Below are 26,209 nucleotides of genomic sequence, written 5' to 3'. Positions count from 1 at the left end.
GTCGTTTCAGACTGCTGGTGTCGCAGCTGCTTTCCGACCTCGGGTTCCACGGTCTACGGTCTTGTCGGTCACGCCTATGCGGCGCAGCTCCGATTTGAGGACCTTTTCGTTCTTGGTCTTCGGAAGTTCTTCTACTACGAGTAGATATCGCGGCGATGCGAAGTAGGGAAGGTGCTCGTCGCAATAGCGGCCGAGCTCGGCGAGGTCCGCGACCGAGCCCGGAACGAGCACGATCGCTGCCATGACTTCATCCTCTGACAGATCGGAAGGTACTGCATAGACCGCAACTTCGTGAACACAGGGATGCGTAGCGACGACGGTTTCCACCTCGAACGACGAGATGTTCTCGCCGAATCGCCGCATGGCGTCCTTCTGTCGATCGATGAACTTGAACCACCCGTCGGGTTCCCGAACGAGTACGTCGCCGGTGTGGAACCAGAGATTCCTCCACGTCTCCATCGTGGCCTGGGCGTTGTTCCAGTAGCAACTCATGATGCTCTCGGGCTTGAGAGGTCGAACGATGAGCTCACCGGCTACGCCGTCGGGCACCGGCATGTCGTGCTCGTCCACCACCACGCACTCGAAGTCGGGATGTGCAACGCCGGAGTACCCTGGACGCCCGGGCTGGTCCGGTGGCGTCCCGATGACCGAGGACGTGTCTGTCATTCCGTATTGGGACACGAGACGAAGGCCGAACCTTTTCTCGAAGGAGTCGTAGTACTCCGCGGACGGCGTGGGTACGGACAACGCTACGCGTACTGCGTTGTCCGCGTCGTCCTCTGTCGGTTGCGCTCCCCAGAGGATCGGGACCATGGCCCCCAATATGGAAATGACGGTGGCCTGTTCGTCCCTGACTTCCTGCCAGAAGCCGGAGGCGGAGAACCGCCTTCCGAACACGACGGTCGCGCCTGCTCGGAGCGCGGGCAGCAGCGTCACGCACAGTGCGTTCGCATGGAACAGCGGTAGGCAGTTGTGTGCGACGTCTTGTGGTGTGTAACCGAAGAGCCAGTCGGCCTTCTCCCCGAAGGCCACGATCGAATTATGCGTGTGCAAAACGCCTTTGGAAGGACCGGTCGTGCCCGACGTGTACAGGATGGCTGCGTCGTCGTACCGAGTGACGTCGGCTGGCGGGACTGCCCCTGCCGCGTCGAGGGCCGTTGCGTAGTCGCGCGTGTCCATCGCGAACGAGGATGGAGCGTGATCGATGACGAGGACGCGCGGTGAGATGCCGACCTTGGTCAAGGCGCGTCCGATCACCTCTGTGAACGATTCCTCGATCACCAGAACGGCTGGTGCGGAGTCTCGAAGCATGTGCTCGAGGATGGGGCCGCGAAGGCTGGTGTTGAGCGGTACGGACAATGCGCCGATGTGAGCCGCTGCGAAGAACGTGTCCAGGAACTCGATGCGATTCGACATCATGATGGCGACACGGTCACCCGAGTGGGCTCCCGATTCGACGAGTACGCCAGCGAGTAATGCCGCACGAGTAAGCAATTCGCGTGCAGTATATCCACGGTCGCCCACAAGGCGTAGACGGACCTCGCCTGGAGCCTTCGCGTCGGATGCCATGAGCGCGCCGAGGATTGTGCGTTCGTCCACGCGACTTCCCTTCACTGAAGCAGTAGGCCGACCTCGGAGTTGGTGCGGTGTCGGGTGCTGCGCATACTGGATACAATTTAGTTGCCAAACTAGCACTCCCTGGTGTGCTGTCAAACACACTCGGAGTTGGTGACGGTTCGGCCCACACCGCAGCACTCGTGCGAGTGGGAGCTATTTTGGATCCAATATTGACTACAGGTGTGATCGACGTTACTTTGAGCCGGCTGGCCGACTTATTTCACGATTGCCGACCGGCTGCTGCCAGCTACCTGCAGAAGACGGAGACGCACGTGACTTTGAATCAGATTTCCGACGCCGCGGAGCGGACTCGCAATCCCGCAGTCGATGCGTTTCTTACGGATTCGAGCAAGAAGCTGTTCATTGGCGGTGAATGGGTGCCTGCTGATTCCGGCGACGTACTCGATGTCGTGGATCCGACGACCGAGGATGTCATCGCCCGAGTGGCCGCCGCGGGTACCGTTGATGTGGATCGTGCGGTCACGGCCGCACGCGCGGCGTTCGAAACCGGACCGTGGTCACTCCTGGGTCCCCTCGATCGAGCGAAGATTCTTCGTCGATGGGCCGATCTGATTGACACTCATCGCGAGGAACTTGCGCATCTCGAGTCGCTGAACAACGGCATGACGCTGGCGACTGCGGTTGCGTCGATCACCGATGCAGCCGAGACAGTCCGATTCTTCGCCGGCGGCGCAGAACACATTCACGGCGATACGCCGCAGACCGACCCGGGCTCGTTCAACTACACACTTCGCGATCCGATCGGCGTGTGTGGTGCCATCATCCCGTGGAACTCCCCGGTGACGAACTTCGTATGGAAGTCCTCGCCGATTCTGGCTGCGGGCAACGTACTCATCATCAAGCCCGCGGAGACGACGCCTCTGACGGCGGTTCGCCTGGGGGAGTTGCTTGCGGAAGCCGGCCTCCCCGGGGGGGTTCTCAATGTCATCACCGGGTTGGGGCATCCTGCCGGAAGTGCGATCTCCGAACATCCTGGAATCGACAAGATTGCATTCACCGGTTCGACGCCGACGGGCCGTCGAATCCTCGCTGCGTCGGTATCCAATCTCAAACGCGTCTCGCTCGAACTGGGCGGCAAGTCTCCCAACATCGTGTTCGACGATGCAGACCTCGACGCCGCGGTGACTGCGTCGCTCATTGGGTTCGTGTCCATCACTGGCCAGGTGTGTCTCGCCGGAACACGGTTGTTCGTGCAGCGTGGGATTCACGATCGGTTCGTGGAGGCGATGGTGAAGCAGGTTTCGGCGCTCACGGTCGGTGATCCGCTGGATCCGAACTCGTCGGTGGGACCGCTCGCGTCTCGCCAGCAGCTCGAAAAGGTGTCGAGCTATCTCGCATTGGGCAAGGACGAGGGTGCGGTGGCAGCGGTAGGTGGAAACGCCTCGGGCGGAAAGGGTTTCTTCGTCGAGCCCACGGTATTCATCGGCGTCAACAACGACATGAGAATCGCACGGGAGGAAATTTTTGGACCCGTGCTGGCCGTCATTCCATTCGATGACGAAGAGGAGGCGATTCGGCTCGCAAATGACACCGAGTACGGCCTGGCAGCGGCGGTCTGGACGCGCGATCTTCGTCGCGCGCACACCGTCGCCAGGCGTATCAAGGCTGGAACCGTCTGGGTCAACGATTATTTCAAGCTCGACCCCAGGATGCCATTCGGTGGTTTCAAGCAATCCGGGATCGGACGCGACTTCGGGCTCGACTGGTACCACTCCTGCACCGAACCGAAATCGGTGTTCGTGACTCTCTGACGTCGCCGACCGGTCGCAACTGCGCACGCGCCTCCTCCGTACGTTTCGGAGGAGGCGTGTGTGCTTTTGGCATGGGGACTGGATTTTTCTTTAGGCAATAGTGGAGCCAATATTGCCTAAATGACGTGACGCGCATTACACTTGCCCTGCATCTCCGGGTTGTCCACGGAGTATCGGACGCGCAGGACGGGTATCTGATTTGTACTCGCCGCTACGGGGTTTCGGTCATATCTCATGCGTTCTGATCAACCCGGTTGGCAACAATTATCTGTCGAAAACACAGGTGGGCAACGGATGTTGTCTTGGCCCTCTTCAGTTCCCTGACTCGAAGGATCACTATGCGACATTTTCATGCGGCATCCGGTGTGCTGACGAAATACTTATCGATCTGGATCATCTGTGCCGCAGGTCTGGCCTTGCTGATTCCCGACCAACTGGCGCCGATCGCGGCCTATGCGAAGTACATCATCATGCTCTTGATGCTGATGATGGGATTGACTCTGTCTCCGCAGGATTTTGCGACCATCGCAAAGCGTCCGGTATCGGTGGTGATCGGTACGGTCTGTCACTTCACGATCATGCCGTTGCTCGCACTTGGCATTGCCACCGCACTTCAACTGAGCTCCGATCTTACTGTCGGACTTGTGCTGCTCGGTTCCATTGCGAGTGGTTCTGCCTCGACCGTGATGGTGTTCATCGCCAAAGGTGATGTGGCGCTTGCTGTTGCGTTGGGAACGCTGTCGACGTTTCTTTCCATCGGATTGACACCGCTGCTCATGAAGCTGTTGGTCGGTGAGATGATCACGATCTCGGTTGCGTCCATGGCTCGTGACATCGCCCAGATCGTATTGGTCCCGATCGTGTTGGGTCTGGTCATCCGGTATGCGTTTCCGAAACTGGTACGCGGCTTCATGCCGTTGGTCGGTCCGATATCAGGTGTCGCGATTATCGTGATCTCCGGTGGTGTGTTCGCAGCAGGAAATGCAGCGTTCCTCGCGAGTGGTCCGATCATCATCCTGGCTGTCATCCTTCACAACGTTGGAGGTTTCGCTCTCGGTTATCTGGGTAGCCGTGCGACAGGTCGATCTTTCCGGGAAACTCGCGCGATCACCCTGGAGGTCGGTATGCAGAATGCCGGGCTTGCGTCGGCTCTCGCCAACACCTATTTCAGTCCGGCGGCAGCGCTCCCGAGCGCAATCGCCGGATCGTGGCACGTCATCTCCGGTGCGATCCTCGCTAGGTTCTGGGCAAGCAGCACCGAGTCGGAGGATCGTCGGACATCGACTGGTGTAGGAGCCGATGTAAAAGGAGGGACATCGGGTGTGCTCGCCCAGGAGTGAGCTACCCCCGCAGATTCATGGACGGAAGCCGTCCAGTACTTGCCGGGAAGGTCTTCGCATGAACTTCCCGTCGCACTATGAGGAGCACGCCGCATGACAACGGACACGATTCGTACTTCCGACGGGTCGGATCTCGTGCAGCCCGGTCTCCTTCCCGAACTGCGAGATCGTACGGTGGATAATCTGTGGCGGCGGGCTGTGCGGTCCAAGCCGGAGGGGACGTTTCTGCTGTGGGAGGGCAATGAGTTCACCTACGCCGAGGCCGATGTCGAGGTCGCGAAGGCGTCCGGAATGCTGCGTGACGCCGGCGTCACGCCTGGAACTCGTGTCGCGGTTCTGCTCGACAACAGGCCGGAGTACATCTGGCTTCTCCTGGCGATCGGGCGCATTGGTGCAGTGGGGGTACCCATTCACGCGGAGGCCAAAGGCCAACTGCTGGGTCACTTTCTACGATCCACCGACTGCAGCTACGGCGTCATTGCCTCGTCCCAGGCGGCGAACGTCGAATCCGTTCTCGGAGAAGACCTTCTCGGCTACGTGTGGATCCTCGACGATGTACCGGCCGACGAGATCGGTACGGTCCCTCGGCTGGGACGCGTTCAGGAACCGTACGCGCCCAAAGATGTCGCGGATGACGGCAAAGATGATGAGCACCGAGTTCCGCGTTTCAGCGATAACTATCTGCTGATGTTCACTTCCGGGACGTCGGGTCCGTCCAAAGCCGCCGTAGTGAGCCAGGCTCAACCGATTACCCACGCGCTGAAGATTGCGGAATCCTGCGGTTGGAACGCACAGGAGCGCTTCTACACCTGCCTGCCCCTCTCCCATGCCAATGCGCAGTGTCACACGCTCCTGCCGGCCATCGGTCTCGGTGCGACGGTAGTGTTGGGCCGCCGCTTCTCGGTGCGCAAATTTTGGGCTGATGTACAGCCTTTCGACTGCACAGCAGTCAGCTTGCTCGGCAGCATGTTGCAGCTGTTGTGGAAGAAGGCGCCGTCACCGGAAGAGTCCGACAACCGCGTGTCGACGGTGCTGGTGGTGCCGTTCCCGCGCAATGTGCAGGAATTCGACGACCGCTACCAAGCCCGGTTCGCCACTCTCTACGGCCTGACCGAATGTGCACCGGTGTCGATTTCTCGACCTGGGGAGGGATACGACCGTCCAGCGGGAATGGCAGGTCGTATCCTGCGGGATCACAACGACGTGCGAATCGTCGATGCCGATGACATCGAAGTTCCGCTAGGAACGGTTGGCGAGATCGCGGTGCGTCGACACGACCCCTACATCACCGTGCAGCGCTACTACGGGCGTGAGCGCGAGACGTGGGACGACTTCCGCAATCTGTGGTTCCACACCGGTGACTTCGGCTACGTGGACGAGGACGACGTTTTGTATTTCGTTGGGCGCAAATCTGATTCACTTCGACGACGGGGTGAGAACGTGTCCATCAGAGAGCTCGAAGAGGTCCTGCAGTCGTTCACCGGGGTGTTGGAGGCGGCGGTCATCGCCGTCCCATCGGACCTGGGCGACATGTCCGAGGACGACATCGCCGTGTACTTCACGTCCGAAGACGGTACACAGCTCACCGCAGAACAACTCGATCTGCTGGCGGAGGCGGAATTGTCCCGATACATGCGCCCCCGCTATATACGCCACGTCGACGACCTACCCAAAACTCCGACCTCGAAGATCCGCAAGGACGTTCTCCGGCGTGATGCCGAGGTCAACCTGACCCAGTTCTTCGACGCTGAGACACGCAGGCAGATCTGATCCAGCACTGTTCACGTCTTCGCCTCGACAGCGCCACGACTTCGGTCTATGTCGCGTACGCGCCCCGGTTCCACCATTCGTCCTGATTTCCCCCCTCGAGAAGGAGAAATCATGCACACCGCCACCGCAGAAGTACCCGACATCCTGTCGGACGAGCACGACAACGATCCGCAGATCGCCTACCAGTATCTGAGGGAAGTGTCTCCGGTGGTCTACCATCCGGGATCCGAAGTTGCCTGGTTTCGAGGCATTCGGACGTCCAACGGTTACTGCGCGGACAGGAAACCAATTCGCAGAATTACGCGGACGGACTCGGTCTCATCTTCGGACGTACCGTGCTCGAGTTGGACGGCAAGGAGCATCAGTCACACCGCTTGTTGCTGAACCCCTTGTTCCATACTGTCCGAATCGACGACCTGCGCCCCACTGTGACGACAACGGTGGAGCAGATGTTCCTGCCGCAACTCGATGCAGCAGCAGACCGCGTTCGGACCGGCCAGCGAGAGTTCGCGGCGATAGATTTGGTGTTCTACTTACTTCGGCGAACTCCCCATCTCCGTCATCGAAACGATGCTCGACCTTCCACGAGAACGGCACGAGGACTTTTCCCGCTGGTACCGGGCTTTTCATGCTTTCACCGCCAACCTGTCGGGTGATCAGGGAGTCATCGACCGCGGATTGGCGGCCCGAGCGGAGATGACGGAGTACGTGCTACCCCTCATCGAAGAACGGCGTGCCAATCCTGGCGCCGACCTGATCTCGCAGATGGCGTTGGCGGAGATAGACGGCAATCGACTCAGTGACGAAGAAGTACGCGCGTTCGTCAGTCTCATGATCACGGCCGGTGGAGAGACGACCGACCGCGCGCTCGGTTTGATGCTGCTCAACCTCTTACAACATCCGTACCAGCTCAGTGCAGTTCGAGACAGCCGTGAGCTCATCGTGGACGCGTTCGTCGAGACGATGCGTTACACGCCACCCGTGGGGATAGCGGGTAGACAGGCTGCCGTCGACTTCGAACTTCACGGAGTGACAATTCCGAAGGGTGCACGAATCAACCTTCTGATTGCCGCAGCCAACAGGGACCCGCGAAAGTTCGCAAATCCGAACGACTTCGACATGTTCCGCCCAGACAACAGCACATCGAAGGGTTTCAGCGGTGCGTCTGATCATCTGGGTTTCGCAACGGGAAGACACTTCTGTGTCGGGGCCCAGTTGGCGAAGGCCGAGATCGAGATTGCAACCGGCATGATCTTGGATAACATGTCGAACTTGAGGCTCGCCGAAGGGTTCGTGCCTAAGCCGACCGGGCTGTGGACGCGAGGCGTCGATGTCCTCGAGGTCGCGTTTCTGCCGAACAGGTAGACCAGCGTGAGTAGATCCTCGGCAGCCGGAGCATTGCGGTGCCATCGCCCCCAGGATCACGCGCACCGCGTTGATCAGGACTCGCGGCCAAGGGCTTGCTTTGGAGCGAACCTCGCTACCGGCCATCTATCCGCAGGTCGGTCCGCAAGACGAAAGGATCGATGCTAGAGGTAGGCTAGGCGAGGGCGTGGGGCACCGTCGGTTGTCACCTGCGTTGACGTGATGTCAGCGCAGGGAGTCCTGGCTGCCGGCAGCGGCGACGGCCTCTTCGGTGTCGAGCCGGGCGGAGGCCGCACCGGTTTCGGCCTCGTCGTTGCGCTTGATGAGGTACAGGACCACGATCGCGAGCAGTGCCATGGTGGTGAGGCCGTACAGCCCGATCGTGATGCTGCCGGTGGCCTCCTCGAGCGCGCCGAGCACTGTCGGTGCCACGAACCCGCCGAGGTTGCCGAGCGCGGTGACCAGCGCGATGCCGGGGGCGTAGATTTTCGCCGACAGGAGTGCCTGTGGGATGGTGAGAAATACCGGCGATGCCGACTTGAACCCCATGGCCGCCAGGCACATTCCGAACAAGCCGAGCAGCGGGTTGCCTGCGGTGGCGACGAACGTGCCCACTGCGGCGAGGACCAGTGCCGCCGTGACGATGAGACGGGTGCGGGTGGGGAACTTGTCGCGGGTCCGGCCGGCGAAGTTCATCGCGACGATCGATAGGATCCAGGGGATCGACGTGATCAGCCCGATCTCGAAGGAGCTCAGGTCGCCGAGCGCCTTCACCTGGGTCGGTAGCCAGAACGTCATGGTGTAGCCGACGAGCTGGATGAAGAAGAACACCAGGCACATCAGGAGCACTTGCCCGTTGAGCAGCAGTTTCCACTTGCTGACCCCGACCCCCTGTGCGCGGTCGCGGGCGTCGTCCTCCTCCTCGATGGCCGCGGTGAGGGCGGCCTTCTCGGCGGCGGTGAGCCATTTTGCGTCGGCGATCTTCGACACCAGGAAGAAGAAGGCGACGATCCCGACCGCAACGGTCATGGTGCCCTCGATCCACAGCATCCACTTCCAGCCGGAGATGCCGAGGACGCCGTCGAGCTCGAGCAGTGCGCCGCTGAGCGGGCCCGACACCACGTATGCCAAGGCGGAGCCGCTGAGCAGCAACGCGGTGGCGCGGCCGCGGTACTTCTGCGGCAGCCAGTACCCGAAGTAGTACAACACACCGGGGACGAAGCCGGCTTCGGCGACGCCGAGCAGGAACCGCGCGGTGTAGAACTGGGTTTCGGTCTGCACGAAGCCCGTTCCGATCACGACGAGACCCCAGGTGACCATGATGCGGGTGAGCCAGACCCGGGCGCCGACGCGTTGCATGATCATGTTGCTGGGCACTTCGAAGATCGCGTACGCGACGAAGAACAGGCCGGCACCGAGTCCGTATGCGGCGGGGCCGATCCCGAGATCCGACTCGAGGTGTTCCTTGATGTAGCCGACGTTGGTGCGGTCGATCTGGTTGAGAACGACCATGATCATGATCAGCGGGATGAAGCGGGCGAAGAACTTTCGCACCGCGGAACGGACGTCGGGATTGTTGTGGCCGGTGTGGCCCTCGATCTGTGAAGTCGTCATGTGATGTCCCTCTAGAACTTGGGCATGGTGGGCCGCTGGTAATCGGGGTGCACCATGCGCATCGCGCCGATGTCGTCCCGGTCGCGGAACTGGGGCATCTTCTGGAAGCGCTCGTGCTGCTGGGCGAGTTTGTCGCGGTCGAGTTCGATACCGAGTCCGGGCTTGTCGGTGAGTTCGACGCAGCCGTCGGTGAACGTGAACGGTTCGGTGATGATGTCGTGCGCCGCCTGCCACGGGTAGTGGGTGTCGCACGCGTATTCGAGGTCGGGGACGGTGGCCGCGACGTGGGTCATGGTGGCGAGCGAGATGCCGAGGTGGGTGTTCGAGTGCATCGACACCGCCTTACCGTGCGCCCGGCACACCGCGGCGAGGTCGCGGGTGGCCAGCAGCCCGCCCCAGAAGTGGTGGTCGGAGAGCACGACCTGGACGGCGTCTGCGGCGAAGGCCGGAGCGATCTCCTCGGTGGCGGTGACGATCATGTTCGTCGCCAGCGTCATGCCGGTGCGGCGGTGTACCTCGGCCATGTCCTCGAGTCTGAAGGTGGGATCTTCGAGGTACTCGACGACGCCGGTGAGGTCCTCGGCCACCGCGAGCGCGGTGTCGAGCGACCATGCCCCGTTGGGGTCCAGGCGCAGCGGGTGCTCCGGGAAAGCCTGGCGGAGCGCCTTGATTGCCTCGGCCTCCTCCGGTGCGGGGAACGCGCCGCCCTTGAGCTTGAAGGAGCGGAAGCCGCCGTGCTCGAAGAACTTCCGGCCCAACGCCACGACACCGTCCGGGTCGACGACCTCGCCCCACTCGTCGGTCGGCGCGTCGTCGTACCAGTCGGGGTGTGCGCCCCACTTGTAGAACATGTAGCCGCTGTACTCGACGCGGTCACGGACCTTGCCGCCGAGCAGGTCGTAGACCGGCACGCCGAGCACCTTGCCCCACGCATCCAGCGTCGCGCCCTCGAAGGCGGAGATCACACTCAGGCGCTGCTTCTCGGTGGTGAGCAGGCCGCGGTAGCCGCTCGCGTCCGGGTTGGGATCGACGACGCGGTTGTTCACCGGGTGGCGGCCGATCTGCAGGATCGCGTTGATCTGGTCGACGCGGTGGCCGATCAGCTGCTGAGCGAGCTTGCCGGCCAGCTCCAGGTAGGCGGCGTCACCGTAGGTCTCACCGAGACCGGTCACGCCGGAGTCGGTGACGATCTCGACGATCAGACGCGAGGCGTAGGGCTGGTGGACGCCGGCGACGTTCAGGAGCGGTGCGTCCGCGATGAGGATCGGGGTGAGGCGGACGTCGGTAATGGCGGGGGCTGCGGTCATGGTCTCGGTGACCTCTCGTCTTCAGTCGGTACAGGCGGATGATCCGCCAAACATGCTGTCTTAATAAATGAGGCCGTGTCTCATTCAGTGGGTCTGTGTCTCAACTTAGCAGTGATTCAGGGCACAAGACAAGCCCCAAATGACACTTCACGGAAAGGGCTCCTGCCCTCTACCAGGGAAAATAGCGCAGCACGACGAGCGGTGCGCGTCGTGCGCGTACCGCTCGCCGAGGAGGGTGGTCACTCGTTTTTCGGGAGGGTCAGTCGTCCGTCAATTCGCCCGGGAACGGCCGAGGTGCCGTCCCACAACTCCACGGGCGGCACCGCCGCGGGTGAATCCCGCCATGTGACCAGCCGGAGGAACCTCCTCGATGTCGTCACACGAGACTCGACACCGAGGTTGAGACCGCAGGACCCGACAATGCGGCGGTGGTCCTTCTAAGAATGCGAGTGCGACACTCCGGTTCTGCAGATGGTGCCGCCCGCGTCGCCGTCGAGGATGGCCGAACGGCGGAAAGGTTCCACGCGGCGGCTGCCGATCCCGCCGCTGCGCCAACCGGGTGTGCTGACGGTCGTTCCTTTTCTCGTGTTGTCACGCCCATCCTGCTCCCGCCTCGCCGGGCTCCAAACCGAACTGCGACAGTCGGTTTCGTCGGTTCTATTCGAGGGGCTCGACGTACCCGAGGGAAGCAGAGATTGTGGCCGCTGACTTCTGGACGAGCGGGCCGATGTCGCCCAGCGATCCCTCCATTCGTTCGGCTACTCCGGCCACGCTGATTGCGGCGATCGGCTGGCCGGTGTGATCAAAGATGGCCGCCCCGCAGCAGCAGCTCGACTGATCGAATTCCCGTAAATCTTGGGACCATCCGCGCTGCCGAGTTCGTGCGATCTCCTCGCGCAGCGAGCCGATGCTGGATTCTTCCACCGGGGACAGAGGCGAGCGGACGAGCGCGTCGAGTACGTTCTCGCACTGCTCGCTCGGCAGGGCTGCGAGGTATGCCCGGCCGACGGAGGTGCAGTGAAGCGGGCGGGATGTCCCGAGTTCGGCGGAGACGCCCACCGGGCGGGGGCCGCGTTCGCGGTGGACGAACACCATGGTCAGTTCGTTCGGCACCGCCAGGCTCACGGTTTCCTGTGTGGCGGTGAGGAGTTCGTGCAACGCGGGTACCGCGACGTCCTTGAGGTTGGTGGACGCGACGGCAGCCGAGGCCAGGCGGGCGGCGGCGGGGCCGAGCCGCAGATGCCCTGACTGGTCGTCGACGAGCCATCCGCTGTCGCGGAGGCGTTCGACCAATCGATAGGTCGTGCTACGGCTCAGCCCCAACGCGTCGGCAAGCTCCGGCGTGGTGCAGGAGCGAACCCGAGACAGGTGCGAGAGGATGGCCAGACCCCGGTCGAGAGCGCCTGCTCCAGGGCCTAGCAGTGGGGTGGCAGTTTCTGTCGGTACGGCGACCACGTCCAGACCCATCACGCACTCCTTCAACTCATTGAAAGGGATAGCATCCCACTCAACGAGAATACAGGGAATCTGCTGGTGTGTGGAGGCTCAGCTGCCCCGGTGTCGGGGCGACGACGGGGTTCGACAGTCGGCCGATGGACTCGACCTCCACGTCCACCGTATCGCCCGGGTGCAGGGCCAACCGGGGTGTGCGGAAGTCGCCGCACCCGGCAGGGGTTCCGGTCAAGATGACATCGCCGGGGGAGAGGGTGAAGTACCTCGAGCAGTAGCTGACCAGGTCCGCGATGGGAAAGATCATGTCCGCGGTGTTCCCGTCCTGCACGACGCCTCCGTTGAGCCAGGTTCGGATTCGGAGGTTCTGCGGATCGGGTATCTCGTCCTTGGTGACGACCACCGGTCCGAGTGGGCAGAAGGTGTCCAGGCCTTTGCCCCGGACCCATTGCCCGTCCTCGGCTTGGAGATCGCGCGCGGAGATGTCGTTGGCGGCAGTGTAGCCGAACACGACGTCGAGAGCGCTCTCGGGCGCAACATTGCGACAGCTGGCACCGATGATGACGGCGAGTTCGCCTTCCCAGTCGGCGCGGGTGGTGACCGTCTCGTCGACCACGATCACCTCGGATGGGCCGGTGGAGCTCGACGACAGTTTCGGGAACAGGTACGGCGTGGTGGGGATGTCCCAGTTCATCTCGCGCACCGTGTCGTGGTAGTTCAGCCCGATGCCGAAGATGGTGGGCGGACGGTAGGGCATGACGACCCGTGCATGCTGTGCCTCGAGGGTCGGGCCGTCGAACTCGACGGCGGACGCATCACGGATGACATCGAGGATCGATGCGTCCGCGGCCGACGGGGTCTGCCACCCCGCTCCTCGCTGCCGTGCCAGGAGGGGGCGGCCGTCGTGTTCGATTGTCGCGTACCTCATTTGGTGGCACCTGTGCTCGAGTTTCCGGATGCGATGCCGGAGGGGTTCTGCGCGACGGGGACGTCCACACCGTGGGCCTTCTGGTGGCGGACGAAGATCCACACGATCATGGCACCGAGGACACCGAGGGCCCCTGCCAGGACGAAGGCGCCACTGTAGCTGCTGGTAGCGACGATGAACCCGGTCACCGTCGGTGCGATGATTCCGGAGATGTTCGCCAGGCCGTGCATGAGACCGCCGGCGCTGCCGACGTATTCCTTCGGTGCGGCGTCCTGGATGAGGGTCCAGTATGCGGGGGCCGCGAGCATCAGGAATCCGACAGCGATGGTCATGAGAATGACAGCGCTGGTCGCGGTGCTCGCCGTGCTGGTCACTCCGACGCAGAGGGCGCTGGTGATCAAGCAGGTGACGAGGACGACCTTGCGGGAGAAGAACTGCTTGCCGGTGTGGGTGAAGATGTAGTCGATCAGGTAGCCGCCGCCGAGGTATCCGGCGGCGCCGATGATCCACGGAATTGCGGTGACGATGGACATGTCGCGCAGGCTCACACCCTGGGCGTCGACGAGGTAGACCGGGAACCAGGTCAGGAAGAAGAACAGGATGTAGTTGTAGCAGAACAACGACAGGGCGGTCGCAAGGATCGCCGGCTGGAGAATGGCCTTCCACATTGACGGCTTCTCACCTGTGGCGGTCTGTTCGACGGCGGTTTCCTCGACGGCGTCGGTTTCGTCGATTTCGGCGATCTCACGGTCGCTGACGCGCTTGTTGTCGCGGGGATTGTCGGTGGCGACCAGACGCCAGATCAGCGCCCAGGTCAGGCCGATCAGGGCGATGAGGATGAAGGCGACTCGCCAACCGAATGTCAGGGCCAGGAACCCGACGACCGGACCGGACAGTGCGCCGCCGAGCGGGCCGCCGGCCTGGTTGATGCCGACGGATCGAGCTCGCTCCCGTAGCGGGAACCAGTTGTTGACCATCTTGTTGGCGGTCGTGGAGATGGGGCCTTCACCGATACCGAACAGGGCGCGGGCGATCAAGAGGGTCCAGAAGTTGAACGCCCCTGCCGTCAGTCCGCACATCACGGACCAGAACACCATTGCCCAGACGAAGACCTTCTTCGCGCCGAACTTGTCGGAGAGGACTCCGCCGAGGAAGTTGAACAGTGCGTATCCGACCGAGAAGCTACTGAAGATCAGGCCCTTCTCGACATCGGTGAGGTGGAAGTCCTCGGTGATGAAGGGCATTGCGACGGCGAGTGCCGAACGGTCCATGTAATTGATCACCATTGCGGCGGTGAGCATGACCAGGATCGTCTTGCGGAAATTCTTCTGCCGGGGCTGCCCCTGCGTCGGGGCCTCCGTGGAATGTGTCGTCATGGTTTCGCCTCCCAGCGTAACGAAATGGATAGGGCGAGAGGGGCGGTGGATCCGCGCTGTGCTCTCGGTGTGTCTGGCCGACAGCCGAGAGAAGATGCGAAGTCTGTGGTCTGTGCCGCTCTCGGTGGGTGTAACCTCTGCCTTGCGTCCCAATCAATGGGAGGCTATCGTATTGAATGGGACTTGGATGGTGGAAACATTAGCGCATAGTGGTCTACACCACAATTCCGACCTCAACCACTAGGACGAGGTACTAACCAGCAGGACACCCCGGTGGGGGTGGAAGCGAGGATCAAGTGACCAGGAAGCAACCGGGATGGCGCGCTCCGACATCCGATACCGGCTATGGGCAACTCGCGGGACGGGTCGCCTTGGTCTCCGGTGCCGGCCACAACATCGGCGAAGCCATTGCCAGACGGTTCGCCTCCGAAGGCGCGGCGGTGGCGGTGGCCGACATCAACCTGGCCTCTGCCACGCGGGTTGCTGAAGCCATCGTCGCCGCCGGTGGTCGCGCCTTCGCTGCGGTCGGCGACCTGTCGTCCATCGAGGGCGTCGACCAGGTCTTCGACGAGGTGGAGCGGCATCTGGGTCTTGTCGATGCTCTCGTCAACAACGCGTACGCCAGGGTCGGGGAAACCAGTTTCGAGCCGTTCCTCTCGGTGGATCCGGCCGATTGGCAGCGATTCGTCGCCGCGAACACCACCATGTTCTTCGCCTGCGCTCAGCGCGCCGCGCGGAGCCTGGCGTCGGCCGGACGGCAAGGAACCATCGTCAATATCAGCTCCCACGGAGCCGCCCGAGCGCACCGCCAACACATCCCCTACGACTCGGTGAAGGGCGCGATGGAATCGTTCACTCGGGCCGTCGCGGTGGACCTGGCGCCCTGGGGGATTCGTTCCAACTGTGTCCGGCCCGGATCGATCGCCGTCGACAGCGAACAGATGAACTGGGACGCCGCCGACAGCGTCGACGACGTGCGAAGCAGCCAGATCCCGATGGGTCGTCCTGGATCGATCGACGATGTGGCCAGTGCCGTGCTGTACCTGACGTCGAAAGAATCCGCGTACGTCACCGGACAGGTCTTCAACGTCGACGGGGGCATGTCGGTGCAGGCACGCGCACCCCAGGTCGAACCTGGCGTGGTCGCAAGTCCGTCGACGTTGACGAACTTCCCGCCGCGCTTGCAGAACGATCTGGCGCATCACTGATGTCGGTCGATCTGCGTACTCCTGTGCAGCCGCGGGCGGTCCAACGAAAGACCGCGCTGGTTACCGGCGCCGAATCCGTGTTGAGCCGGGACATCGCGTGTGCGTTGGCCCGAGACGGCATCACCGTTGCCGTCCAGGGCTACTCACCCGCACACGTGGACGAGACGGTGCAGACCATCACCGACGACGGTGGCAGTGCTCTGGCCGTGGGGTCGGACCTGACCGTCGAATCCGAAGTCGATCAGGCGTTCAACCGGATCGAAGAACGCGGCCCGATCGACCTGCTCGTAAACAACGCGTCGTTACCCGGACCGGAATCCGCCACTCGCCCATTCCTGGAAGTGCGCTCACAGGACTGGCGACGATTCACCCAAGACAATCTCCTCGTTCTCCACCTGATCAGCCACAGAGTGGCTCGCACGCTGAAGCAGGCCCGCCGACGCGGCGCTGTGGTGACCGTGTTCGGCGAGAACGAAGCGGCGCGATCGGACCACGCGCACCATTTCCTGCGGGCAATCGTCGGTGCCTTCACCCGCGGTGTCGCAGACGATCTGATGCGTAACAACATCTGTGTCAACGCAGTACGAGCGGGGGCGAACACCGACCCACAGCTGACTACCGCCATGGCACTCGATTTGCTGCAGAAACGCATCCGGGCACGTGGTCGACACCGGCTCCACGGGCGCGGACACCCGTGAATCCACCACTACGACCATTCCCCTTCCCTCCGAACCAATCTCGAGAAAGGCACGACCCGTGACCAGTGATCGAAACCCTGAGCGACTCGACCCCGCGATGCTCGACAAGTACCGCAGAATCAGTACCGCCACCCTGGCGACCCGGTTGTTCGCCGTCGGGCTGCGTCAGCAGTACTTGGTGGGGGTGAGCCCCCTGAACCCGGACATAGACGGGTTCGTCGGCGAAGCGTGCACGATGCGCTTCATCCCCGCCCGCGAAGACATCGACACCCTCGAAGGTCTCTATGGCGCCGACAACCTTCAGTGGAAGGGCGTGGAAGCACTCGAGAAAGGTCAGGTGCTGGTCATCGACAGCCGCAGTGACATCAATGCCGCGTCGGCGGGCGACATGCTCGTCACCCGTGCAATGCACAAGAAGGCCGCCGCCGTCATCACCGACGGCGCGTTCCGCGACGGCTACGTCATCAAGGACATTCCGATCCCGACCTACAGCCGGGCCATAACCTCCACCTCCAGGCTGTCGAACTTCCACGTCGCAGACTTGCAGGTGCCGATCGGCTGCGCCGGCGTCGCCGTCTACCCGGGCGATCTCCTCGTCGGCGACCGCGACGGCGTCATCGTCATCCCCCGCCACCTTGCCCCCGAAATCGTCGACGAAGCCCTCGAACAGGAAGAACTCGAGGCCTATCTGCACACCCGCGCACGTCAGGGCGAGCCGCTGCTCGGCGGACTCTACCCACCGAGCGAAAAGACCAAGGGCGAATACCGGCAGTGGAAGGCCGCCCAGAACGCCGCGTCGAACAGACAGATCGCCACGGATGGAGTACTGCGGTGACCGCCTTCACCCACCTGGACCGCGACATCCAGCGCAAGCAGATGGAATCGACCATCCGGACATACTTCGACGGCTGCAACGAGGCAGACGTGGAAAAGATGGCCGCCACGTTCGCACCCGAGGCGGTGCACTACTTCCCACCCGGCCTGGACGGACCCTGGGTAGGAAACCGCACCATCGCCGAGAACTGGCGACGACTGACCCTCACCATCGGATCGGCCTGGACGATCGACCGGTTGATCGCAGAACCCGAATCCCTGCAGGCCGTGATCGAATGGACCCACTACAAGACGCGTCCGGGCGGATTCCTCCGCGGCGACGAATGGTACAAGTTCGACCCCGAAACCGGTCTGATCACCGAGATCCGCGCCTTCTACGCCTCGGCACCGGACGGCCGTGAGAAGGTGGAACTGCAGGGTTACGACTACGCAGCGCAGGGCTATCACCTGCAATGCCCGGTCGAGCGGCCGCATCCCGACGCCGAGTACGCCGCCCGATGAGCCCCGACCGCCCGACGGTCGACCGGGTCGAGACCTTCCCCCTCGAGGCCGTGCTGCCCGACGGTGGCTACGGCGCCTCGAAGGTGCTGCTGCCGGCGCGGGTGTGCACGATCGTGAAAATCACTACCTCCGACGGGGTCGTCGGGTGGGGGGAGAGCTTCGGCCCGCCCAGGCTGACCGCGCCGCACCTGGACGCCTACGCCCGCACCCTCGTCGGGCGCCCGGTCGACGCCCGTGAATCGTTCCTGCTCGATGCGCTCTCGGCCGGGTACCAGTTCACCTCCGGCGGTCTGCACGTCGCCGCCCTCTCCGGACTCGACATCGCCCTGTGGGATGCACAGGCCCGGGCCTTCGGTGTTCCGGTGGGCCGGCTGCTCGGCGGGGTCGTCCGCGACAGTGTCCCCGCCTACGCATCCACCGGATACATGACTGCCACAAGGGATCCGGGACTGTTCCGCGACCAGATTCAGCAGGTCGCCGCCGAGGGCTTCACCGCCGCGAAGGTCAAGATCGGATCGGGGCTGGCCGAGGACCGGGAGCGAGCCCGGATCACCCGTGAGGTCCTCGGCGACAAGGGCACTGTCATGGTGGACTACAACGCCAATGCCACCGTCGATGTCGTGACACGGTCGCTGGCGGGCATCGTCGACCTCGACCTGTACTGGGTCGAGGAGCCGCTGCCACCGGACGATCACACCGGCTGGGAACTCGTGCGCCGCCTCGGGGTTCCGATCGCCGCAGGTGAATCGCTTACACGCGCTTCGGGTTCCGGGATGTCATCGCGCAGCGCCGAGTGGACATCGTGCAACCGGATGTCACCAAATGCGGCGGCTTCACCGAGGCCAAGGCGATCGCACAGAACGCGACCGCATGGAACCTTCGCGTCTCACCGCACTGCTGGGGGACGGGGTTGTCACAGGCCGCGACGCTGCAACTGCTGTCGACCCTGCCGAACGCACCGTTCGGTCGGACCGGCGCCCCCGTGCACTACCTCGAGTTCGACCGAGGTCACAACCCCCTGCGCGAGGGCGTCCTCACCGAACCCATCCGAACCCTCGACGGACGAGTCGCCGTGCCGGGCGGGCCCGGCCTCGGTGTCGAAGTCAACGAAGACTTCATTCGCAAGACAGCGCTCGACGACTATCGCGTCGATACCCGCATCAGTCAACGCTAGAAGGAGCACCGTGACCGCCATCGCAGGCACCGATCCCCGAACGGGGACGACCACCAATGTCATCGACGAAACGACCACCGCGGAGGTCACCCGGATCGCCTGGGCCGCCGCCGACGCGGCACCCCAGTTCGAGCAGGCAGGGCGTGGGTTTCGGGCCGCACTGCTGCGCGCGATCGCCGACGAATTCGCCGCCCGCCGCCACCTGATCGTCGAGACCGCGGACCGGGAGACGGCCCTCGGCCCTACCAGGTTGAACGGCGAACTCACCCGCACCGTGTACCAGGCACGGCTGTTCGCCGACGTCCTCGATGAGGGCAGCTACCTCGAAGCGGCCATCGACCACGCCGCGGACACCCCGATGGGGCCGGGGCCGGACCTGCGCCGGCTTCTCGTGCCGATCGGGCCGGTCGCGGTGTTCGGGGCCAGCAACTTCCCGCTCGCCTTCTCGGTACCGGGCGGAGACACCGTGTCCGCGCTGGCCGCCGGTAACCCCGTGGTGGTCAAGGCGCACAGCTCGCACCCGGCCACCTCCCTCGCGGCGTTCGAGGCGATGGTCGCCGCCGCCCTACGCCTCGGTACCCCCGACGGTGTGTTGAGTATCGTGTTCGGGCAGGCCGCCGGCGGAGCCCTCGTCGCGGACCCGCATATCAAGGCCGTCGGCTTCACCGGATCATTGGGCGGTGGACAGGCACTGCTGGACATCATCGGTCGCCGAGACGAGCCGATCCCGTTCTACGGTGAACTGTCGAGCCTGAACCCGGTCGTCGTCACTCCCGGCGCAGCGGCAGCGCGGGGTCCGGCGATCGGCACCGGTCTCGCGGACTCGTTCACCGTCTCGGCCGGACAGCTCTGCACCAAGCCCGGGTTGGTGTTCGTTCCCGCCGGCGACGCCGGTGACGCCCTCGCCGCCGCCGCGGCCGAGGCCGTGGGTGACACCGATGCACCGGTGCTGCTCAACGAGCGCATCTTCACCTCGTTCGGCGAAATCAGCGGCCGCGCCGAAGGACTGGGAGCGGTCTCGGTGCTCGCCCGCGGCGGCAAGCCCGCCGAGGAGGGGTTTGCCGTCACCCCTTTGCTGCTGAGCATCACCGCTGCCGACCTGACCCCGCAGGCGACCGGAGAATGCTTCGGCCCGATGACCATCATCGCCCGCTACAACAGCGACGACGAGCTCCGCGCCGCGATAGACGAACTCCCGTCATCGCTCACCGGAACCATCCACGCCGAAGACGACGAGGTTGACCGGGTGTCGGAGCTGACCGGAATCCTGCGGGCCAAGGCCGGACGAGTGCTCTACAACGGCTACCCGACGGGCGTCCTGGTCTCCTGGGCGCAAACCCACGGCGGGCCGTGGCCGGCGACGAACACCCTGCACACCTCGGTCGGCACCACCGCCATCCGTCGGTTCCTGCGCCCGGTGACCTGGCAGAACGCTCCCGAGTTCGCCTTGCCGGAGGAACTGCGGGAGTCGTACGCCGCGATCCCTCGTCGCGTGGACGGCCGGCTCATCGTTCCGAACCGGTCATGACCGACCGCACCCTGTTGAGAAACGGCCGACTCACGGCCGCGGTCAATCCTGTCGGGGCCGAGCTGTGTTCGCTGCGCAACGCTGCGGACCTGGAAATGTTGTGGCAGGCGGGGCCGGAGTGGCCTCGTCACGCCCCGGTGCTCTTTCCCGTGATCGGCCGGATGGCGGATGACATCCTCGTGCACAACGGGATGCGGTACCCGATGCCGCAACACGGCTTCGCCCGGGACGTGGAGTTCGCTCGGGTCGCGGTCAGTGCGACGTCGGCGCATTTCCGGCTCACCGACACCGCCCGGACGGACCGGTACTTCCCGTTCTCGTTCGTGCTCGACGTTCAATTTGACCTGGGCGGTGACGAGCTTTCGGTCACCTACCGGATCGGTAACCCGAGCAGCGAGGCGACGCTGCCGGCGTCGATCGGTGTGCACCCGGCCTTCCGGTGGCCACTCCACGACGGGGACGCCAAGGGAAGCTACCGGCTCGAGTTCAGCGACCTCGAATCCGCGCCGGTGCGCCGCGTCGACAACGTCCTGCTGCGCGCCGACGACCAGCCGAATCCCGTTCAGGGATCATCGTTACCTCTGCATCCGGGCCTGTTCCGGGACGGTGCGGTGATCTTGGACCAGTTGTCGAGCACCGCGGTGCGCTACCAATCCGATGACGGCGAGGGTTTGACCCTGTCCTGGAGCGGGTTCGAGCAGCTGGCCATCTGGTCTCCACCCGACGACACCGATCTGCTGTGTATCGAACCGTGGTTCGGGCTGCCGTCACCCGCCGATTTCGATGGCGAATACCGCAGCAAACCCGCCCAACTCCACCTCGGTCCGGGGCAGGAACGCGAGTTCGGTCTGCGCATCTCCCTGTCCCGGAAGGCACCTGGCCCCGGTGCACGACCAAAGCCCGTAGGACCGCATGCGGCGCCTGCTCGAGACGAAACCGATACGCAGAATGAAGACGTCACGGACCGGCCCGTCGTCACCAGGGTCGAATCCTTCCCACGTCAGCTACCGACCGTGCTCGGTTGGTCGGGCCAGCAACTAACGGGTAGTCGGGAGTAAGGAAACGTCGTTCATGCCCACACGAACAGAACGGATGCCTTGATCCCGACTTCAGTCGTGCGGTCTGTCCGTTACCGCCGCCTGCTCCATGTTCGCAGGGACGCGCCTGTGCTCGTACCGCATCGAGTGTCTCGGACGTGTCCCTCCGTCGGACCATTGGAGCCGAGAATCGGCTGTAATGAGCTTTCCCGAAGCCTTCACACTTCGCGCATCCTCATCTAAACTGAAGTCACTTCAATCGCGTGTAAGAGGTGAAGCCTTGGCGCCCTCGAACGCAGAGAGTGCGTTTGAAAACCGTCAGGTTCGGGCGAGCCGCCTGGTCATGGTCGCGATCATCGCGATGTGAACCATGGCTCCGTGATGGTCGGGTCTGGTTTCGTAGTCGCGCACGCAGCGGCGGTGCTTGTTGATCTACGCGAAACTTCTCTCGACCACCCACACGCGGGGCCGAACGTGGAAACCGGTGGCGCCGGGGTTGCGTTTGATGATCTGCATAGGAAGGGCAAGAACGTCTTTCGCCCAGACGAGCAACCGGCCGGGATAACCGCCGTCGGCCCAGACCAGCCGAATGGTGGTGAAGCTGCCGCGCAGTGCTGCCAGGAGTCGGTGCGCGGCGTCGCGGTCCTGGATCGAGGCGGCGGTGACGACAACGGCGAGCAGCAGGCCGTTCACATCCACGGCAATGTGCCGCTTAACGCCGTTCGTTCTCTTGCCGCCATCCCAGCCGCGGCTCGATCGGGGCACGGTATCGGCGGCCGGCACCGTCTGCGAGTCGATGATCGCCGCGGTCGGGCACCGGTCCCGTCCGGCCCGCACTCGCAGCCGGTCGCACAGCGTGTCGAGGATGCGCTGCCACGCGCCGCTGCGGGCCCAGCGGGTGAAGACCGCGTACACCGTCCCGGCCGGCGGGAACTCCACCGGCAGTTGTCGCCACGCGATACAACCGCGCACGATGTACAAGATGGCATCCACTATCCCACGGCGGCAATACGTCTCGGGTCGTCAGCTGCGGCCTGCCGTGCCGCCCGGCGCAGGCAACAGTGGTTCGAGGTCGCCCACTCTGCGTCAGTGACCGGCGACGAGTACACCGCGCAACCGTGTCCGCCCGCCGCGTGGGGCGGACACGACGGGCATGGTGAGATCGGCGATGATGGCATTGTGGGCTCCTGGTGTGGGCTCCTGGTGTGCGCGGGGATTTGGTCGTTTCCGACCCAACCAGAAGCCCACTTCTGGGTTCTCAGCGAGGCACGCGCCCGCCACCCTGCGTGTCAGACATCCCTGGAGCTTGGATGTCAAGCGATGAGGTGTTGGTAGCGGTGAGCCCATCCGGCGGCTTGGCTGTAGGGGGTTTTAGTTTTGATGCAGCCGTGCAGGATTCCGACGAGCCGGTTTCCGAGTTGGCGTAGGGCGGCGTTGTGGTCGATCTCGCGGGCGCGTAGCTCGTCGTAGTAGGCGCGTGCCGCGGCGTCGTGCAGGATCGCCGCGCCTGCCTGCAGGTGCAGGGCATCGACGAGGCGGTCGTTGTGGATGAACCGGGCGTGGACGGTCTTGGTCTTGCCGGATTGGCGGGTGATCGGTGCGGTGCCTGCGTAGTTCTTGCGGGATTTGGCGTCGGCGTAACGGCCGTCGGCGTCGCCGAATTCTGCGAGCACCCGGGCGCCGGTGATACCGCCCATGCCGGGTTGGCTGAGGTAGATCTCAGCGTCCGGGTGCCGGCCAAAACACGCCCCGACCTCGCCCTCCATGACCTTGATCTGCTCGCCCAGGGTGCGCAGCACCGCGACCGTCGCGCGGACCGATGCGGCATAGGCGCCGGTCACGATATCGGCTTGGCCCAGGTGCTCGGTGCGGAGCGCCGCCTGGATAGCCGCGGCTTTCGTGGGCACGTCGCGGCGCCTTGCCCGTTTGAGTGCGGCGGTGATCTGGCCGATCGTCAGCCGTGCCGCGGAGGTGGGATCGGTGGCCCTGGCCAGCAGTTCGAGGGTGTCGGCGCCCGCGAGCCCGAGTGGCTTGTACGCCTCGAGCGCGGCGGGGAAGTATTCGCGCAGTGCCGTGCGCAATCGAAGCATGTGCCGGGTGCGTTCCCAGATCAGCGTCTGATGAGCGCGGGCGGCGACCTTGACCGCCTCGGCCTCGTCGGAGTCGCCAGCGACCTGGCGCAGCTGATGGCGGCGGGTCCGCAGCATGTCGGCTAGCGTGCGGGCATCGGCCTTATCGTCCTTGGCCCCCGACAACGACATCAGCTCACGATGCCGCGCAGCCTGTTTCGGGTTGACCCCGTACACCTGGTATCCCGCCGCGACCAGCGCGCGTACCCACGGGCCGCAATCGGTCTCGATGCACACCAGCACCTGCCCGGGATCGGAATCCTGCGGCAGGAACCGGGCAATCAGCTCGTGCAAACGTGCCATGCCGTCGATGCCCTCGGGCACTCTGGCCGCCTTCAGCGTGCGCCCTTGCTCGTCTTGCACCTCCACGTCATGGTGGTCTTCGGCCCAGTCGTCTCCGACGAACAACATTTATGCTCCTGAATCTCCCCGGGTTGAGTTGTCAGCAGCCTGCGGGAGACTCAGCGCCCTAATGGACCAGTGCTCACGCCAATCGTTGTGGCGGGCACGACATCCCATAAGTTGTTCGCTCCCGACCGCCGGCAGGGGCACGGTCTGACACCAGAACTCGACCAGTTCAGGGTAAGTAAGTGCTCACCTGCCGGGGCTACAGCACCGAGTCTGCCCTACTGACTGGACCCGGTAGCTCCCATTAGGGTGAGTTGAGTCCAGCGGTTCACAGCAACCCCGCCTGAAGGGCGAGATGCGGATCAACCCGACGATGACGATTTCCAGCATGGTTCCGGTCGAGGACCATGGCCGGATGGATCCTTCGTATCCCCGCGCCGGCGGCCCGCAGTCACGACACGCCTTCAGCGCCGCCGCCGACAAGCTTGCCCATCTGGCCGCCTATGAGCAGGCCTGCCGGAGCAACGGCGGCGGCGCATACCTGTGGGAGCGGTTCGTCGAACCGGTCCCTGCCGCGGAACGTGACGGGAACCTGGCGGCCGCGTACGCCCGCCTGCTCGCGCACCCCGACTCCGCCGTTCGCGAAAACGCTGCGTTGCGATGGCGTGAGTGGGAGGACACCCATGTTTCCCTGGTCCCGGGATGGGCACCGCAGCCCCGCTATCGGGATTCCACGTTCCGGATGGTGTTCGCACGCCTGGTCACTCACTAGTGGGGCAACGACCACTTCCTCGCACAGAACCAGCTCCGCGAGGCAAATGAGTGTGCTGGCCGGGATTCCGGCGGTGCTCGTGCACGGCCGGTCCGACGTGTCCGGTCCTCTCGACACTGCGTTGGAGCTGTCTCGTCGGTGGGAGGGAAGTCGGCTCGCCGTCGTCGAGGATGCCGGTCACGGCGGCGGCAGCTTCACCGGCGAATTCATCGCTGCAATCAACTCCTGCGCACACCCACCGGCATGAAAGTCCTAGCAGTACCTAGTACTTGCCGGCGACGGTGATCTCGGCCATGCAGGTGCTCACCCACACCGCCCAGTATGTCCAGGCGAACCGGCCGAGGAAGTCGTGGGCGTATTCGGCGAAGCTGCCGGACACCGGCCGGTACGTCAGCAACTCGCCCAGTGCCCGCATGATCACGAAGATGACCAGGCCCGCGACGAGGTAGGACAGGATCAACGCGGGTCCAGCCTGCGCGATCGCACCACCGGAGCCGTAGAACAGGCCGGTGCCGATCGCCCCGCCGATCGCGATCATCACCGCTACCTGGATGAGCGTGAACACTGAGCCGAAGCAACCGATAATGTCATGCTGATCGTCGCGCTCCGCGGGGTCAGACGGGGGAACGCGATGTCACCGCGCAACCTGAACAAGATTTTGAACGCGTAACGCTCGGGTGAGTCGATCACTGATTCGCGGCGACGTCGACCTCGGCTTCGCGGCACCGGTCGTTGTCGGTTCTGTCGCAGGATCTGTCCTCGGCGCAAAGATACTGGTTCGAGCGAACCCATCACGCGGGCGGTGTTCTTTGCGGTTCTTGTCATGGTTGCAATCCCGATGGGCCTCGCCGCCTTCGGTATGGTCGGTCGGGTGCACTGATGCGTGCAGAAGGCGAGGATCGGTCCTTGCATTCGCGGCTCGCGCGCCTTTGGCGGTGGGGAACCGCGATCGCCACGGCTGTAACGGCATTCGGGACGATGGCAGCGTTCACGGCGCCCAATCGGTGGACCGCCGCCGCGATCACCTGCGGGCTACTCCTCTTCACGGCACTACCCGTCGCCGGACTGATCCTGGCCGTCAACCACTTCGCCCGACGGCTCGATTGGGTGTACGCGGGCATGACGGTGGGCGTTCTCGTCGTGGTCGCGGTGAACGTTCTCGCGGGAAGTGTTCTGTGACAGCAATTGGCGACACTCGACGTTACGGTGCTCACAAGGTCGTCGAGGAAGGTACCGCCCCCGTAGTTCGGCTACGGCCACCGGACACTGCCGGCGGCTGCGGCGGCAGCTTCGAGCCGAGGCTGGTGTCGACGGGTGCTCGCGATGTCGGAGGCCCCCACACCACCCTTTAGCCTAAATCCACCGATCGACTGATGTGTCCGTGGTGAGTTTCGTTGTGCGTCAGCGAGTTGGTTACGGGCGTGGGTGATCGTCCGACCTGC

The 26,209-nt window shown here is 63.9% G+C and carries 19 protein-coding genes and 3 pseudogenes; 13 read left to right on the top strand and 9 right to left on the bottom strand.

Features of this window, described 5'->3' with window-relative positions:
• Positions 1–6: 6 nt before the first annotated feature.
• Positions 7–1,599, bottom strand: a complete 1,593-nt coding sequence (locus ACFWAY_RS41210; RefSeq protein WP_378458305.1) for an AMP-binding protein — start codon at positions 1,597–1,599, stop codon at positions 7–9.
• Positions 1,600–1,646: 47 nt separating this feature from the next.
• Here ACFWAY_RS41210 and ACFWAY_RS41205 point away from each other — a divergent pair, with 47 nt between their 5' ends.
• The 4 genes from ACFWAY_RS41205 (at position 1,647) to ACFWAY_RS41190 (ending at position 7,864) form a co-directional block, all read left to right on the top strand.
• Complete coding sequence (locus ACFWAY_RS41205) at positions 1,647–3,389, top strand: aldehyde dehydrogenase family protein (protein WP_378514578.1); 1,743 nt, start codon at positions 1,647–1,649, stop codon at positions 3,387–3,389.
• Positions 3,390–3,727: 338 nt separating this feature from the next.
• The gene (locus ACFWAY_RS41200; protein WP_378458307.1) at positions 3,728–4,729 is read left to right on the top strand and encodes a bile acid:sodium symporter family protein; all 1,002 of its coding nucleotides are present in this window, start codon (positions 3,728–3,730) and stop codon (positions 4,727–4,729) included.
• 93 nt (positions 4,730–4,822) lie between these two features.
• Entirely contained in the window at positions 4,823–6,499 is a 1,677-nt protein-coding gene (locus ACFWAY_RS41195) for an AMP-binding protein (RefSeq protein ID WP_378514577.1), read from the top strand.
• Positions 6,500–7,069: 570 nt separating this feature from the next.
• Positions 7,070–7,864, top strand: coding sequence for a cytochrome P450 (locus ACFWAY_RS41190; RefSeq protein ID WP_378514576.1), 795 nt, complete (start codon positions 7,070–7,072; stop codon positions 7,862–7,864).
• A 225-nt stretch (positions 7,865–8,089) separates the two neighbouring features.
• On the opposite strand, the gene ACFWAY_RS41185 is transcribed toward ACFWAY_RS41190, so the two are convergent.
• From ACFWAY_RS41185 to ACFWAY_RS41165, 5 genes are all read right to left on the bottom strand, one after another.
• On the bottom strand, positions 8,090–9,478 hold the full coding sequence (locus ACFWAY_RS41185; RefSeq protein ID WP_378458310.1) for an MFS transporter: 1,389 nt from the start codon (positions 9,476–9,478) through the stop codon (positions 8,090–8,092).
• Between the two features lie 11 nt (positions 9,479–9,489).
• Positions 9,490–10,785, bottom strand: coding sequence for an enolase C-terminal domain-like protein (locus ACFWAY_RS41180; RefSeq protein WP_378458311.1), 1,296 nt, complete (start codon positions 10,783–10,785; stop codon positions 9,490–9,492).
• Positions 10,786–11,442: 657 nt separating this feature from the next.
• Positions 11,443–12,252, bottom strand: coding sequence for an IclR family transcriptional regulator (locus ACFWAY_RS41175; RefSeq protein ID WP_378458312.1), 810 nt, complete (start codon positions 12,250–12,252; stop codon positions 11,443–11,445).
• Positions 12,253–12,292: 40 nt separating this feature from the next.
• A complete protein-coding gene (locus tag ACFWAY_RS41170) occupies positions 12,293–13,162 on the bottom strand; it encodes a fumarylacetoacetate hydrolase family protein (protein WP_378458313.1) in 870 nt (289 codons plus the stop codon).
• Positions 13,159–14,538 (bottom strand): MFS transporter, encoded by a 1,380-nt coding sequence (locus tag ACFWAY_RS41165; protein WP_378458314.1) that lies wholly within the window; start codon positions 14,536–14,538, stop codon positions 13,159–13,161. Before ACFWAY_RS41165 ends, ACFWAY_RS41170 begins: the two co-directional genes overlap by 4 nt.
• Before the next feature lie 296 nt (positions 14,539–14,834).
• Between ACFWAY_RS41165 and ACFWAY_RS41160 the strand changes: the two genes are divergently transcribed.
• From ACFWAY_RS41160 to ACFWAY_RS41130, 7 genes and pseudogenes are all read left to right on the top strand, one after another.
• Positions 14,835–15,746, top strand: coding sequence for an SDR family NAD(P)-dependent oxidoreductase (locus ACFWAY_RS41160; RefSeq protein ID WP_378458315.1), 912 nt, complete (start codon positions 14,835–14,837; stop codon positions 15,744–15,746).
• Complete coding sequence (locus tag ACFWAY_RS41155; RefSeq protein ID WP_378458316.1) at positions 15,746–16,444, top strand: SDR family NAD(P)-dependent oxidoreductase; 699 nt, start codon at positions 15,746–15,748, stop codon at positions 16,442–16,444. Before ACFWAY_RS41160 ends, ACFWAY_RS41155 begins: the two co-directional genes overlap by 1 nt.
• A gap of 58 nt (positions 16,445–16,502) precedes the next feature.
• Positions 16,503–17,279 carry a hypothetical protein gene (locus ACFWAY_RS41150; protein ID WP_378458317.1) on the top strand — a complete coding sequence of 259 codons (777 nt, stop codon included), beginning with the start codon at positions 16,503–16,505 and terminating at the stop codon, positions 17,277–17,279.
• Positions 17,276–17,779: a nuclear transport factor 2 family protein gene (locus tag ACFWAY_RS41145; RefSeq protein ID WP_378458318.1), complete on the top strand. Its 504-nt coding sequence runs from the start codon at positions 17,276–17,278 to the stop codon at positions 17,777–17,779. The genes ACFWAY_RS41150 and ACFWAY_RS41145 overlap by 4 nt, the downstream gene beginning before the upstream one ends.
• Positions 17,731–18,953, top strand: a pseudogene (locus tag ACFWAY_RS41140) (mandelate racemase/muconate lactonizing enzyme family protein). Before ACFWAY_RS41145 ends, ACFWAY_RS41140 begins: the two are co-directional and overlap by 49 nt.
• Positions 18,874–20,481 (top strand): aldehyde dehydrogenase (NADP(+)), encoded by a 1,608-nt coding sequence (locus ACFWAY_RS41135; protein WP_378514575.1) that lies wholly within the window; start codon positions 18,874–18,876, stop codon positions 20,479–20,481. Before ACFWAY_RS41140 ends, ACFWAY_RS41135 begins: the two are co-directional and overlap by 80 nt.
• Complete coding sequence (locus ACFWAY_RS41130; protein ID WP_378458997.1) at positions 20,478–21,539, top strand: aldose 1-epimerase family protein; 1,062 nt, start codon at positions 20,478–20,480, stop codon at positions 21,537–21,539. The genes ACFWAY_RS41135 and ACFWAY_RS41130 overlap by 4 nt, the downstream gene beginning before the upstream one ends.
• Before the next feature lie 411 nt (positions 21,540–21,950).
• Here the strand turns inward: ACFWAY_RS41130 and ACFWAY_RS41125 are convergent, their stop codons facing one another.
• On the bottom strand, positions 21,951–22,511 hold the full coding sequence (locus ACFWAY_RS41125; RefSeq protein WP_378514574.1) for an IS5 family transposase: 561 nt from the start codon (positions 22,509–22,511) through the stop codon (positions 21,951–21,953).
• Between the two features lie 320 nt (positions 22,512–22,831).
• The gene (locus ACFWAY_RS41120) at positions 22,832–24,058 is read right to left on the bottom strand and encodes an IS110 family transposase (protein WP_378514573.1); all 1,227 of its coding nucleotides are present in this window, start codon (positions 24,056–24,058) and stop codon (positions 22,832–22,834) included.
• Positions 24,059–24,539: 481 nt separating this feature from the next.
• Here ACFWAY_RS41120 and ACFWAY_RS41115 point away from each other — a divergent pair.
• Positions 24,540–25,014, top strand: a pseudogene (locus ACFWAY_RS41115) (prolyl aminopeptidase); the annotation flags it as partial.
• An 18-nt stretch (positions 25,015–25,032) separates the two neighbouring features.
• Here ACFWAY_RS41115 and proY read toward each other — a convergent pair.
• A pseudogene (gene proY, locus ACFWAY_RS41110) lies at positions 25,033–25,305 on the bottom strand (proline-specific permease ProY); the annotation flags it as partial.
• Positions 25,306–25,745: 440 nt separating this feature from the next.
• Here proY and ACFWAY_RS41105 point away from each other — a divergent pair.
• Complete coding sequence (locus ACFWAY_RS41105) at positions 25,746–25,946, top strand: DUF1634 domain-containing protein (protein ID WP_378514572.1); 201 nt, start codon at positions 25,746–25,748, stop codon at positions 25,944–25,946.
• Positions 25,947–26,209 lie beyond the last annotated feature (263 nt).

Source organism: Rhodococcus sp. NPDC059968, from assembly GCF_042738615.1.
Lineage (GTDB): Bacteria > Actinomycetota > Actinomycetes > Mycobacteriales > Mycobacteriaceae > Rhodococcus_F.
Note: the sequence above shows the minus strand (reverse complement) of the source record. Positions and strands in the feature narration are given on the sequence as shown.